12 protein-coding genes are annotated in these 12,279 nt (G+C 63.6%); 1 reads left to right on the forward strand and 11 read right to left on the reverse strand.

Features of this window, described 5'->3' with window-relative positions; genetic code table 11:
• Positions 1-6: 6 nt before the first annotated feature.
• From panB to SBA_RS07925, 5 genes are all read right to left on the reverse strand, one after another.
• A complete protein-coding gene (panB, locus tag SBA_RS07905) occupies positions 7-879 on the reverse strand; it encodes a 3-methyl-2-oxobutanoate hydroxymethyltransferase (RefSeq protein ID WP_261936467.1) in 873 nt (290 codons plus the stop codon).
• 119 nt (positions 880-998) lie between these two features.
• Positions 999-3,467, reverse strand: coding sequence for a TonB-dependent receptor (locus tag SBA_RS07910; RefSeq protein ID WP_261936468.1), 2,469 nt, complete (start codon positions 3,465-3,467; stop codon positions 999-1,001).
• 173 nt (positions 3,468-3,640) lie between these two features.
• Entirely contained in the window at positions 3,641-3,841 is a 201-nt protein-coding gene (locus SBA_RS07915) for a YezD family protein (RefSeq protein ID WP_224547743.1), read from the reverse strand.
• A 102-nt stretch (positions 3,842-3,943) separates the two neighbouring features.
• A complete protein-coding gene (locus tag SBA_RS07920) occupies positions 3,944-4,612 on the reverse strand; it encodes an RBBP9/YdeN family alpha/beta hydrolase (RefSeq protein ID WP_224547742.1) in 669 nt (222 codons plus the stop codon).
• Positions 4,613-4,801: 189 nt separating this feature from the next.
• Positions 4,802-5,167 (reverse strand): PRC-barrel domain-containing protein, encoded by a 366-nt coding sequence (locus SBA_RS07925; protein WP_224547741.1) that lies wholly within the window; start codon positions 5,165-5,167, stop codon positions 4,802-4,804.
• An 88-nt stretch (positions 5,168-5,255) separates the two neighbouring features.
• Here SBA_RS07925 and SBA_RS07930 point away from each other — a divergent pair, with 88 nt between their 5' ends.
• Positions 5,256-5,690: an OsmC family protein gene (locus tag SBA_RS07930; protein ID WP_224547739.1), complete on the forward strand. Its 435-nt coding sequence runs from the start codon at positions 5,256-5,258 to the stop codon at positions 5,688-5,690.
• Here SBA_RS07930 and SBA_RS07935 read toward each other — a convergent pair.
• The 6 genes from SBA_RS07935 to SBA_RS07960 form a co-directional block, all read right to left on the reverse strand.
• Positions 5,659-6,498: a DMT family transporter gene (locus SBA_RS07935; RefSeq protein WP_390902437.1), complete on the reverse strand. Its 840-nt coding sequence runs from the start codon at positions 6,496-6,498 to the stop codon at positions 5,659-5,661. The two genes, SBA_RS07930 and SBA_RS07935, sit on opposite strands and share 32 nt — an antisense overlap.
• A 133-nt stretch (positions 6,499-6,631) precedes the next feature.
• Positions 6,632-7,432, reverse strand: a complete 801-nt coding sequence (locus tag SBA_RS07940; RefSeq protein ID WP_261936469.1) for a class I SAM-dependent methyltransferase — start codon at positions 7,430-7,432, stop codon at positions 6,632-6,634.
• Positions 7,433-7,544: 112 nt separating this feature from the next.
• A complete protein-coding gene (locus tag SBA_RS07945) occupies positions 7,545-9,074 on the reverse strand; it encodes a CpaF family protein (RefSeq protein ID WP_224547733.1) in 1,530 nt (509 codons plus the stop codon).
• 97 nt (positions 9,075-9,171) lie between these two features.
• Positions 9,172-9,756, reverse strand: a complete 585-nt coding sequence (locus SBA_RS07950; protein ID WP_261936470.1) for a hypothetical protein — start codon at positions 9,754-9,756, stop codon at positions 9,172-9,174.
• Positions 9,753-11,732, reverse strand: coding sequence for a hypothetical protein (locus SBA_RS07955; RefSeq protein WP_261936471.1), 1,980 nt, complete (start codon positions 11,730-11,732; stop codon positions 9,753-9,755). The genes SBA_RS07950 and SBA_RS07955 overlap by 4 nt, the downstream gene beginning before the upstream one ends.
• 286 nt (positions 11,733-12,018) lie before the next feature.
• A complete protein-coding gene (locus tag SBA_RS07960; protein WP_224547729.1) occupies positions 12,019-12,273 on the reverse strand; it encodes an ATP synthase F1 subunit epsilon in 255 nt (84 codons plus the stop codon).
• Between the last annotated feature and the right edge of the window lie 6 nt (positions 12,274-12,279).

Below are 12,279 nucleotides of genomic sequence, written 5' to 3' on the forward strand. Positions count from 1 at the left end.
GGCCAATTAGATTTTAGGGCGATACACCTGATCGTCGGTAGGAAAGCCGCGTGTCCGCACTTCGGCGGCGTAGCGGGCCGCCGCGCCGTCGATGGTTTCCGCGATATTCTCGTAACGTTTCACGAAGCGCGGGACGCGATCGAACATGCCCAGCATGTCTTCGGTCACCAGCACCTGCCCGTCGCAATGGGCCGATGCGCCGATGCCGATCACCGGCACGTCGACGCTGTCGGTGATGGCGACGGCCAGTTCCTCCATCACCCCTTCCAGCACCATGGCGAAGGCACCGGCCTGCGCCACGGCGCGGGCGTCGGCCATGATCTTGGCATGTTCCTGCTGGCTCTTGCCGCGCGCGCCATAGCCGCCCAGTGCGTTCACGGCCTGCGGCGTCAGGCCGATATGCGCCATCACCGGGATGCCGCGCTGGCTGAGGAAGGAAATCGTGTCCGCCATCGCCTCGCCGCCCTCCAGCTTGACGGCGGCGCAGCCGGTTTCCGCCATTATCCGGCTGGCGCTGGCGAAGGCCTGTTGGGGCGAGGATTCATAGCTGCCGAACGGCATGTCGACCAGCACGACGCTGTGATAGCTGCCGCGCACGACCGCCGCGCCATGGGCGATCATCATGTCGAGCGTGACGGCGAGGGTGGAGGGCAGGCCGTAAATCACCTGGCCCAGCGAATCGCCGACCAGCAGCATGTCGCAATGCGGGTCGAGCAACTGCGCCTGGCGCGCGGTATAGGCGGTCAGCATGACCAGCGGTTCCTGCGTCTTCCCCTCGAACTTGCGCCGCTGGATGGCGGGCACGGTCAGGCGCTTCATCGGCGCGGGCGTGGGGTTGGCGCGGCTGGTCGCGGTGTCGAGCGTGAAGGTCGTGGACATGGACGCGCTCTACCGCAGCGCGGCGCGGCGCGCAAATGGATGGGGAGCGGCATGGATATGCCGCTCCCCATTCTTCGCAGGTTGCGGATACGGCAAGCCGCCTCCGCAGGGGTGAGTGGTCAGAAGGAGACTTTGATCGTGCCGCCCCAGGTCTGGGGATCGCCGACCTGACCGGCGATCAGGCCGGTGTTGCCCGGCGCGACCTGGAGGTTTTCGATATAGTTCACGTCGAACGCGTTGCGGACCCAACCGAAAATGTCGAACCATTCGCCGCGGAAGCCGGCGCGGAAGTTGGTCAGCGCATAGCCCTTCACCTCGGTATAGATGGACGGCGAGGCGTTGGAGTTCCAGTGCGAGCGGTAATTGCCGTCGACGCCCAGATAGGCCTGGCCCTCCTTCGCCAGTAGCGTAACCGGAATATTATATTCCGCGCCGTAGGAGAAGGCCCATTTCGACACGCCGGGCAGATCCTGGCCGGAAATGTCGCACTGGCGAGGGCTGAGCGCGCCGGGGACGCCCGGCTGCGAATAATCCGCAGGCTGTCCCGAAGGCTGCAACGTGCCGCCCGACAGTTCGGGCGGGCAGGGCGCGTTGGTGAACTTCTTATATTGGGCGTCGGTATAGGCGCCATTGGCATAGGCGGTGAAACGGTCGCTGGCGACGACCTTGAAGTCCGCCTCGATCCCTTGCGACCGCACCTTTTCCGCGTTGGCGAGGTAACCGCGCACGGTGCCGAACTGGCCGCCATTCACGGTCGCCTGGAAATTCTTGATCTCCGTGCGGAAGGCGGTGAGGTTGAAGGTGGCCCGGCGGTCCCAGAACTGGGTCTTGAGGCCGATTTCATAATGATTGACCGATTCCGGCTTCACCGTGCTGGCGTCATAATTGACGCTATTGTCGGCATTGAGCGGCAGGCCGTTCTGGTTGATGCCCAGCGTCTTGAAGCTCTTGGCATAGGTCGCATAGGCCAGCACGTCGCGGGCGACCTTGTAATTGACGTTGAAATCGTAGGTGAAGTTCCAGGCGCTGTCGGACGGGGCACTGACCTGCGGCTGGTAGACGCCGCACTGCTGGGTCGTGCCCTTGATGGTGCCGGGTTCCGCGACCGTGGTGCAACTGATGGCCTGGCCCTGCGCGTTGGTGACGACGCGCTGATAGAAGCCGGACTTCTTGTCATAGTTGAGCCGCACGCCCGGCTGGATGGTCAGCGCGTCGGTCACCTTCCAGCTAAGCTGGCCGAACAGGGCCGCGCTGTCCGCCTTCAGATATTGCGTATTACTGGCGGTCAGGCCGGACAGCGTCGCCGGGATATTGGCGGGGTTGGTCGGATCGGTGGAGGGCGCAAGGCTCCACTGGGCCGCATCGTCGCCCTGCTGTTCGGTGCCCTGGGTGTCGATCCGCTGCTTGAAGCCGAACAGGCCGACGACGAAGTCAACATCCTTGCTTTCGTAGTTGTAGCGGAATTCCTGGCTATACTGGTCCTGCTGCGACGGGTTCTGCGATTTGGACACGATCGACAGACCGGTGAAGTCGCGGTCATTTTCCGGCTTCCAGTCCCAGAAGCGCCAGGCGGTGACGGAGGTCAGGGTGCCGGGGCCGACATCCCATTTGATCTTGGCCGACACGCCGCCGATCTTGTTACCGGCGTTCAGGTTGGAATCGAGGTCGGTCAGACGGTCATAGGGGTTGCGGCTGGGCACGACATAGCCCTGCGCAGCGGCCAGCGCGTCATATTGGCGATTGAGCGGACGCTGGGTCTTGCCGACGCGCACGAAGGTCGTGCCGCAGCATTCGGGATCCTGCTTGCTGTAATCGCCGGACAGGGTGACGCTGAAATCGTCATTGGGCTTGAACAGCAACTGGCCGCGAATGCCCAGATTATCCTGCTCGTTGATCCAGCGCTGGCTGGTCACATTGTAGAGCGTGCCCCGGCGCGTGGTGGCGGCGACCGCGATGCGGGCGGCGATGGTCTCGGACAGCGGGCCGGACACGGCGGCCTTGGCCTGCTTGTAGTTGAGATTGCCGACGGTCAGTTCGGCGCGGCCCTCGAAATCGAAGGTCGGCTGGTTGGTCGTGATGTTGATCGCGCCGGCCGTGGTGTTCTTGCCGTAAAGCGTACCTTGCGGTCCGCGCAGCACTTCCACCTGCGCCACGTCGAGAAAGTCGAAGGTCGCGGCGGCGACGCGCGAGTTGTAGACGTCGTCGACATAGATGCCGACGCCTTGTTCGAAGCCATCGCTGGTCAGGCCGAACGGCACGCCCAGGCCACGGATATTGACCGAGGTGTTGCGCGGGTTGGTGGTGTAGACCTGCAACGTCGGCGCGAGTTGCTGGAGCTTCACGATGTTGAAGTTGCCGGTTGCCTCGATGCTGTCGCCGCGGACCACGGAAATCGCCAATGGCACTTCCTGCGCGGTTTCCTGGCGACGGCGGGCGGTAACGACGATCACGTCGCCGCGCACGTTGGTTTGTCCGGCGACCTGTTCGGCGCCGTCCGCAGGCGGCTGAACCGCATCCTCCGCAAAGGCGTTGGGCGTGATGATGGAAGCGCCCGCGACGCTCGCGAGCAACAGGAAACGCGCAATCATGATATTCCCCTTTATCCGGCTGTCCGGTGCCAATCTGGTTGTCTTGTGATCGCGGCACTTCCGGTGATCCGGTCAACGCCGATATTGGGGATGAAGATCGGAACGGCGGCCCATCCCCTGCCGCCTGGGCCGCTCGTTGCAGCCCGAAATATATGGCGCCCCCGCCTGATCGTTCAGTTGGTCAGGCGCGTCTTTTCCGTCACGTCGATCTGGACCACGCGCGCGTCGTGGACGGTCAGCGTGATCGATCCGAAACGCAGCGCTTCCAGCACGTTGCGCACCTTGTCGACGCTCGCGGCGATATCGGGCCGCAAGTCTGTGCGGGCGCCGTCGATACGGGCGTGACGGAGTTCGATCGGTTTATGTTCGCTCATGGACACCTCTGGCTCGTCTAATATCTCAACTACAAAGATAGACAAAAAAGCAAATATAAGGGGCGCGCAAGTTTGTCTTGTCGCGCCCCTCGGGGGTGAGCCTTATGGGTGCAGGGTCGGGCGCTGGGCCTTGCGCTCCTGCTGGGCCATGGGCAGCGCAGGGCGCATCTGGCGCATGGCGGACGCCTGTTCCTGCGCATTGTCGATCAGCCGTTCGAGCAGGGATTGCCCAAACTGCCAGTCGCCGAGACCCGAATCTGCGTTGATATGACCGGCATGGCCCGCATCGACAAATTGACTGCCCCAATTTTTGCCGACGCTATGGGCGCGTTCGAAGAAGATATAGGGATCGTCGCGGCTACCCACCAGAATCGAGGGGAAGGGGAGTTGCGCGCGGGGCGTGGGGCCGAATCCGCCGATCGTCTCGGGCGTTTCCATCCGGTCGCAATCGGGCGGCGCGACCAGCAGCGCGCCGGTCACCGGCCAGCCATAGGCCTGGCTTTGCAAAGCGCCCCACCAGGCGACGGCCAGGCAGCCCAGGCTGTGCGCCGCCAATATGACCGGCCCGTTCGCTTCGCGGATGGCGGCGTCGAGCCGCGTCACCCAGGCATTGCGGTTGGGGCTGGCCCAGCTGCCCAGGTCCACCCGCTCGCAATCGCCGCGCGTTTCTTCCCAGATTGTCTGCCAGTGGCCCGGCCCGCTATTGTTGAGGCCGGGGATGGTCAGCACGACCGGCTGGCGCGTGTCACCCGAAAAACCGAATCGCTCCATGGTCTGATCCTCATCCTTGCTGTCGAGGCTCCGACAATAATTCTATTCATATGGTAGACAATGGGCAAGCGGCGAAATGTGGTGAAATCTAGGCAGCCGGAAAGACGCCATCACAGCGGGATCGTCAACAGCAATGCGGCCGGGCCGGCATGATGCCGGCCCGGCCGATCGGTCACGCCTTCGGACGCCTTACCAGGGGTAGATCAGGCCATAATATTGGTAGACGTTGCGGCCATAGCCATCGTCATAATCCGGCCGCTTGTCCGCGCCGTAGCGCGGCGCATTGTCCAGCAACTGCTTGTCGAGATCGACCACATAGCCCTGTTGCCCGGTGTCGTAGGTCAGCATCGACCAGGGCAGGGGATAATGGTCGTGCCCCATGCCCAGAAAGCCGCCGAAGGACAGCACGGCGTAGCGCACCTGGCCGCTGCGCTTGTCCACCATGAAGTTGGATATCTTGCCCAGGCGTTCGCCCTGGCGGTTGTAGACGGCGGTGCCTTCGACCCGGTCGGAGGCGATGAGTTCGCCGTGATTTTCCATCGTCAGGTCAGTCATGTCACGCTCCTGTGAGAAATGCAGCTATGATGATGCAACCATGGGGGACCGCCGGGGTTCCTCCGGCTCATCACAAGGAGCATAGGCCATGAAGATCAATCGCAGCGGTTCGGCAGTCTGGAGCGGTGGCCTCAAGGACGGGAAGGGCGCCATCTCTACCCAGAGCGGCGCGCTGGACGCCTATCCCTATGGTTTCGCCACCCGGTTCGAAGGGCAGCCGGGCAGCAATCCGGAAGAGCTGATCGCCGCCGCCCACGCTTCCTGCTTCACCATGGCGTTGTCGCTGATCCTGGGCGAAGCGGGGTTGACGGCGGAGAAGATGGACACGACCGCGGTCGTGACGCTGGAGAAGCTGGACGACGGTTTCGCGGTGACCGCGAGCAAGCTGACGCTGAAGGCGACGATCCCCGGCACCGACGACGCGACCTTCCAGGAACTGGCGGGCAAGGCCAAGGCGAATTGTCCGATCTCCAAGCTGCTGAAAGCCGATATCAGCCTTGAGGCGGAACTGCTGAACGGATGACCGGACGCCTGGCGCGGACATGTTCGCGCCAGGCGATATAGAGGCCGCTGCCAACGATCAGCGCCGCGCCGGCCCAGGTCGTCGCCATCGGCCAGTTTTCGCCGATCGCGACGCCTAGCAGGGTGGTCCAGATGATCGTGCTATAATCCATCGGCAATACCACCGACACCGGCGCCCAGCGCAGCGCGGCGGTCAGGCACAATTGCGCGATTCCGCCGAACAGGCCGATCACCAGCAGCAATCCCCATGTCAGCGCATCATGCGCCTGCGCGACGAAGGGCATGGCGATGCCCAGCGGGATCATCGACAGGACGGTGAACCAGAAGACGACCACGCCCGCCGCTTCGGTCCGGCCCAGTTCCCGCAGCACCAGGCTGACGCTGGCGGTCACCAGCGCGGCGGCAATGGCGACCGCGACCCCCTGGATCGGGAAATGGCCCGCGTCCGGCCGAACGATCACCAGCACGCCGATAAAACCGACCAGCACCGCGCTCCAGCGGTGAATGCCGGTCGCCTCCCGCAGGATCAGCGCCGACAATATCGTGCCGAAAATAGGCATGGTGAAACCGATCGTCGCGGCTTCCGCGGGGGGCAGCAGGATGTAGGACAGGAAATTGAGCAGCATTCCCGTCAGCCCCATCATCATGCGGCTGGCGTGGACGCCGATCCGCCGGGTGCGCACGGTGCGCAGGCCGCCCGCCAGCGCGACCCAGATGAGGATCATCGGCAGCGCCAGAGCCTGCCGGTAAAAGAGCGATTCGATGACATGGACGCCATGTTCGCTCGCGACCCGCACGGTCACGAACATGACCGACAGGCACAGGACGGCGACCAGGCGCAGCCCGATGGCGAAGAGCGGACGATGGGGACGGGCGGTTGCGGTCACGCTGCCGCCTTAGCCCGGTTGCGCCACGACGCAACCGGGCGGGGTCGATATTGTCCTACTTGGCCGGCTTGCGGAATTTCAGTGTCATCCGGTCGCTTTCGCCGATCGCCAGATATTTGTCCCTGTCGACGTCCTTCTGGCTGAGCGAGGGGGGCAGAGTCCACACGCCCTTGGGCCAGTCGGCCGTATCCTTGGGGTTGGCGTTCACCTCCGACGCGCCGACATAGTCGAAGCCCGCCGCCTGCGCGATGCGGCGAATGGTTGAAACCTTCAGATAGCCGCTGCTCTTTTCCAGTGCGCTGTCGCGATCTTCGGGCAGGCGATGATCGACCACGCCCAGCGTGCCGCCGGGCTTGAGCATATCGAAAAACGCCTTGAAGGTCGCGGCCTCGTTCCCGGCCATGACCATATTATGGACGTTGCGGAATGTGAGCACCGTGTCGATGCTGCCGGCCGGGATGTCGGCGGCTTCCTCGGGATAGGCGGCAACCTTGACCTTGTCATAGACGGCCGGATTGGCCGCCAGGAAGGTCCTGTAGCCGTCCAGATAGCGACCGGTGGGTTGCAGGGCGTAGAAGGTGCCATGGTCGCGCAACAGCGGAGCCAGGACTTCGGTGTACCAGCCGCCGCTCGGGCTATATTCCACAACTGTCTGGCTCGGTGTCACACCGAAGAAGGCGAGCGTCTCGGCCGGGTGGCGATAGGGATCGCGCGCGACATTCTTGGGCGTGCGGCTGGGCGCGGCGATGGCGGCGGCGATCGGGTCGGCGGCCTGATTGTGGCCGGCATGTTGGGCGACGGCGACGCCGGCGGGCAGGATGGCGATGGCAGCGGCGATCAGGGCGAGACGGTTCATCTGGGATCCTCTCTCTTTCAGGGAGAGCGAGGTGTGGCCGTCTAGCGCAGGGCGCGCAAGGGGCGGCGGGAGAGAAATCCCCCGCCAGCCACAATAAGTTACGAACCGGCGGTTACAGGCAGGCTTCCAGGAACGGCTGGTCGAAGCCGAACATGCGCGCCTTGTCGAGCGTGTAGGGACGCAGGCCCATCGAGCGATATTCGCCGATGATCTTTCCGCTGTCGTCTTCATCATGATATTCGAACTTGAACAGTTCCTGGGTGACTATGACGTCGCCTTCCATGCCGATCACTTCGGTCACGTTGGTGATGCGGCGCGACCCGTCGCGCAGGCGCTTCACCTGGATGATCAGATCGACCGAATCGGCGATCTGCTTGGAAATCGCTTCCTTGGGAATCTTGATGTCGCCCATCAGGATCATATTTTCCATACGGCCCAGGCACTCGCGCGGCGAGTTGGCGTGGAGCGTACACATGGAGCCGTCATGGCCGGTGTTCATCGCGGCGAGCAGGTCGAAACATTCCGCGCCACGAATTTCGCCCAGGATGATGCGGTCAGGCCGCATACGCAGGGCGTTCTTGACCAGGTCGCCGATCGTGATCGCGCCATGCCCCTCCAGGTTCGGGGGACGGGTTTCCAGCGGCAGCCAGTGCGGCTGCTGCAGGCGCAGTTCGGCCGCATCCTCGATCGTCAGCACGCGCTCGCCCGGATCGATCATCTTCGACAGGGCATTGAGCATCGTCGTCTTGCCCGAACCCGTGCCGCCCGAAATGACCACGTTGAAACGGCAGGCGCCGGCGATCTTCAGCGCCGTCGCCATCTTCGGACTCATTGCGCCCCATTGGGCGAGCATGTCGATCGTGATCGGCTTGGCGGAGAATTTACGAATCGAGATCGCCGTGCCCTTCAGGCTGAGCGGCGGCACGATCACGTTGACGCGGCTGCCGTCGGGCAGGCGGGCGTCGGCCAGTGGCGTGGTCTGGTCGACGCGGCGACCGACCTTGTTCACGATCCGCTGCGCGATCTGGAACAGGTGCTCCTCGTCGCGGAACTTGATCGGGGCGATGACCAGCTTGCCCTTCTTTTCGATATAGGTCTGTTCCGGCCCGTTCACCATGATGTCGGTGATGTCCGGGTCGTTCAGCAATTCTTCGAGCGGGCCAAGGCCCAGCAATTCGTCGACCAGCACCTTTTCCAGCGCGAACTGTTCGCGGCGGTTGAGGGTCAGCTTCAGTTCCGCCAGCACTTCCATGATGATCGGGCGGAATTCCTCCGCCAGCTCATCCTTGGTCAGCGTCGCGGCGGCCTCGGGATCGACACGCTCGAGCAGGCGGGGAAGTACCTGTTCCTTGATCTTGTGGACGCTGGCCTCGAACCCCTGTGGCCCGGCGTCGGGCACATGTTCGGCATTGGCGCGGTCCGACAACCGCGCCATGGCGTCCGAATTGCGCTGCATCTGGCTGGTCGGCGCCGCCAACGGGTCGAAGGCGACTTCGCCCGGCAGCGACGCGATATCGAGCGGCGGGAACTGATCGCCGCCACGCGGCGCTTCTTCCTTCGGGCTGCCGCCCTGCATCGGGCGGGCAACGCCAAAGCCGGGCTTGATGCCGGCGGGTCCATTTTTCCGTCCAAAGGCGCTCATATTTCTCCGCCACTATTTTCGCGACTGGCCCGGTCCAAAGGTAAGGACCGGTCCGTGGGATGATGAAGGTGAATAGGCTGGAAACTTTGATAAATGCCTAATGGCGCGGCGGCGCAGGTTCCGGCGCCGTCACGAAGCGCGGATCGGCTCCGAACCAGCCGCCGATCTGCCGGGCGCTCGACAGCAGCCGGCGCCCTTGCGGCGTCAATGCGATGCGGCCATCGTCACGCTGGACGATGTTGCCCGACAACGTCTGTTCGCTGACCCGTCGATCAATCTGCCGCAGATCGCCCAGATATTCGCGTATGAACACATTCTCCAGCATGGGCGGCGTCAATTGGCCGTCCTGCCGCTCGATCCGGGCCAGCAGGAACATGGTGATCGATCGGTCGAACGTGACCGGGAAGACGATCAGGAAGCTGATGTTGAACGCTAGCGACAATGCGACCGCCCCGACCCCGGTCGACAGATCGAGGGCGGGAGCGCGGCGCCCCGCGATCGCCAGCAACAGCCCCAGCAGAAGCGCGCCGATGAAGGCGATCAGCACACCGCGATAGAAGAGCAGCGGGATCGCCCCCAGCAGCGGCGACGCGATCAGCGCCAGATAGAGGAGGAACCCGCCCGCCAGCACCAGCAGATAGATCAGAGCCAGGCCGGCCAGGCGACGGAACAGGGCGTTCATGGCTGGATTTCCTTCACCGAAACGAGGCAGGCAAGCGGTTCGCGGACGTTGCAGCGCAGGCCGGGCGGAGGACCGCCGGCCTTGCCCGAGACGGGATCGTCCGAAGCGAACAGCAGATGATCGATGCCGGCGGCTTGCGCGCGAATGCGGATGCTGGCTGGCGGCAATGGCGTGTCGAAGATCGGGCGGACCAGGGAGATGCGCTGTTCCACCGCTCTTGGCGAAGCGCCGAACAGATTGGCTTCCACATCGGCAACGCCCGTCCGTTGCACGCCATACAGGCCGAAATTGAACGCGCGCCGCTTCAGCACGGGATTATGCTGGATGACGTCATGCGCGGGCAGGTGGATGGCGGCCCATCGATAGATGCCGCGTTCGCTTTCATCGCTGGCGCGCGCCGTGAAGATGGTGCCGAAGCCCGCGACCGGCGCATAGGGCGCACGGATGAGCCGCAGCCCGACAATATCCCAGATCACGGCCGCCAGGCCCAGGATCAGCAGCAGTTTGAAGCTGAGGGCGCGTTCGCGGAACCAGTGGGGGCGATCATGCAGCCAGGCCGCCGTCCAGATGATGGCGGCGCATTGCGCGAACCAGATCGCGCGCCAGCCCAGATCATTGCTGATGATGGTCGATTTGAGGAAGCTGCTGATCAGTAGGGAAAACAGGGCGCTGGCGAGGAGCAATATCTGAACCGGATGTCGCGGCCAGCGCAAATCCCGTTTCCACCACATGATCGCGCCCCAGGCGAAGATGCCGAACTCCGCGGCATAGTTCAGTGGAAGCAGCGCCAGGTTGAACAGCGCTCCGTCTCCTCCGTCAGGAAAGAAGAGGGCGAAGGGGCGAATGGCGAAGGCGATGGGCAATGCGCCATCGTCGCGAAATGCCAGAAGGTCGGCAATCTGGATCGAGGCGCCCAGCAACGCGACGATTCCCGCCAGGAGCAGGGTCATGTCCCGCCGGAAAAGGCTGATCGCGCCCCATATCGTCAGGACCGGCGCAATGGTCAGCATGATCCACACGGACGACCCGAAGCATGTCGCTATGCCAAGCCCGGCGGCGACAGCCAGCGGCCATCGCGCCGTGGCGTCCCGCTCGCCAGCCCGCACCAGAAGCAGCATCGCCGTCCACGCCGCGATGACGGCTGTCATATGATGCGGCACCCACAGCATCGAATGGACGGCAAAGCCGATTTCGCAGTTCCACCAGTCGCTTTGGCCAGTGACGGTGCCGGTCCAGAGGAAGCGGAAGCCCATCGCGATCAGGTCCGCGCCCGACAGGAAGCAGAAGAGCAGGATGAGGGCCGTGAAGCGGCGCATATGGCCTTGGCGGATCAGTCCGCTATCGGCCCCGATGCGCCACAGCAGCGCGGGAAAGGCAAGGCCGGCCCAAAAGGTCGCTGCGCCGAAAGCCATGCGGCCATCCAGGAAGGACGGGCCGAAATGCTGGATCGCGGCGGGCCAGAGATAGAAATAATAATAATAGCCCACGGCTGCGGGGCGAGCGAAGAAAGGGTCCGTGAAAGGCAGGTTCTGATGAGCGATGGCGCTGGTTATTGCGGCATGTTTGACCAGGTCATATTCGAGCATCGATTTGTTCAGCATCCCGCCGACCTTCATGTCGACGAAGGCGAAAATGACGATGAACAGCCATATCAAAAGCAGTGGCGCCGCTATTCGCCAGCCTTCGGCACGGGGCTTCAACCATGTCGCGCGTCGCAACGCGAGTAACGCAAGCACGGCATGACAACCCGCGACTGCATTCAGGCCGCCCGCCCGCGCGACGAGTGCATCAACCGCCGGCAGGATGGTGAAGGCCAGAAGCAAGGCCCAGCCCAGCCTTTGCCAGCCACGTCCCCAGCGATCAGCGCCCACGTCAAAAAGGTGCAAAAGGCCTGCGCCCGGCAACATTATCCAGATCAGGCCGCCTGCAATAGCGACGAGGAGCGCGACCAGATCGCCAAGAAAGGGATCGGACATCTTAACGGCGCTTTGCCGGCCAGAAGCGTGGATCGCCATTCAGAATAGTGGAACGCTTTGTCATCCGATATTCTCTCGACGTCGCTCTGCACTGCGCGACCTAGGATAATATGGTAAACAAGTGATTGCGTGGCGCGCACCTGCGTTGCGAGGAGCCGCCATTATGGCATTGGTTCGATTGCCGGAGGCGGTGCGACCTTCCGGGCGATGCGTTGATGTTCCAACAAAAAGAGCGGCGCCATGCGACGCCGCTCTCGATATATCCTGCTTGTCCGCGGGAAGGGGGTCAGCCGGCCTTTTCGGCCAGTACCGTCAGGCCCTTTTCATTCACTTCGGCAAAGCCGCCTTCGACCGGGATGATTTCCGGCGCGGCGCCGGCCGTCGCGAAGATCTGGATGCTGCCGTCGCGCACGGTCGACATGAAGGGCGCATGACCCTCCAGCACGCCGAAGTCGCCATCGGTGCCGGGCACCACGACCTGCCAGACTTCGGCCGAGCGGACCAGCTTTTCCGGGGTTACGAGTTCGAAATGCAATGCCATCTGTAA

Origin of the sequence: Sphingomonas bisphenolicum (genome assembly GCF_024349785.1) — a bacterium.
GTDB classification, from domain to species: domain Bacteria; phylum Pseudomonadota; class Alphaproteobacteria; order Sphingomonadales; family Sphingomonadaceae; genus Sphingobium; species Sphingobium bisphenolicum.

What these genes read in the sequence shown, in the direction of transcription:
- panB (WP_261936467.1), bottom strand. Translation starts at nt 879, where the DNA reads ATGTCCACGACCTTCACGCTCGACACCGCGACCAGCCGCGCCAACCCC.
- SBA_RS07910 (WP_261936468.1), bottom strand. Translation starts at nt 3,467, where the DNA reads ATGATTGCGCGTTTCCTGTTGCTCGCGAGCGTCGCGGGCGCTTCCATC.
- SBA_RS07915 (WP_224547743.1), bottom strand. Translation starts at nt 3,841, where the DNA reads ATGAGCGAACATAAACCGATCGAACTCCGTCACGCCCGTATCGACGGC.
- SBA_RS07920 (WP_224547742.1), bottom strand. Translation starts at nt 4,612, where the DNA reads ATGGAGCGATTCGGTTTTTCGGGTGACACGCGCCAGCCGGTCGTGCTG.
- SBA_RS07925 (WP_224547741.1), bottom strand. Translation starts at nt 5,167, where the DNA reads ATGACTGACCTGACGATGGAAAATCACGGCGAACTCATCGCCTCCGAC.
- SBA_RS07930 (WP_224547739.1), top strand. Translation starts at nt 5,256, where the DNA reads ATGAAGATCAATCGCAGCGGTTCGGCAGTCTGGAGCGGTGGCCTCAAG.
- SBA_RS07935 (WP_390902437.1), bottom strand. Translation starts at nt 6,498, where the DNA reads ATGTTCGTGACCGTGCGGGTCGCGAGCGAACATGGCGTCCATGTCATC.
- SBA_RS07940 (WP_261936469.1), bottom strand. Translation starts at nt 7,432, where the DNA reads ATGAACCGTCTCGCCCTGATCGCCGCTGCCATCGCCATCCTGCCCGCC.
- SBA_RS07945 (WP_224547733.1), bottom strand. Translation starts at nt 9,074, where the DNA reads ATGAGCGCCTTTGGACGGAAAAATGGACCCGCCGGCATCAAGCCCGGC.
- SBA_RS07950 (WP_261936470.1), bottom strand. Translation starts at nt 9,756, where the DNA reads ATGAACGCCCTGTTCCGTCGCCTGGCCGGCCTGGCTCTGATCTATCTG.
- SBA_RS07955 (WP_261936471.1), bottom strand. Translation starts at nt 11,732, where the DNA reads ATGTCCGATCCCTTTCTTGGCGATCTGGTCGCGCTCCTCGTCGCTATT.
- SBA_RS07960 (WP_224547729.1), bottom strand. Translation starts at nt 12,273, where the DNA reads ATGGCATTGCATTTCGAACTCGTAACCCCGGAAAAGCTGGTCCGCTCG.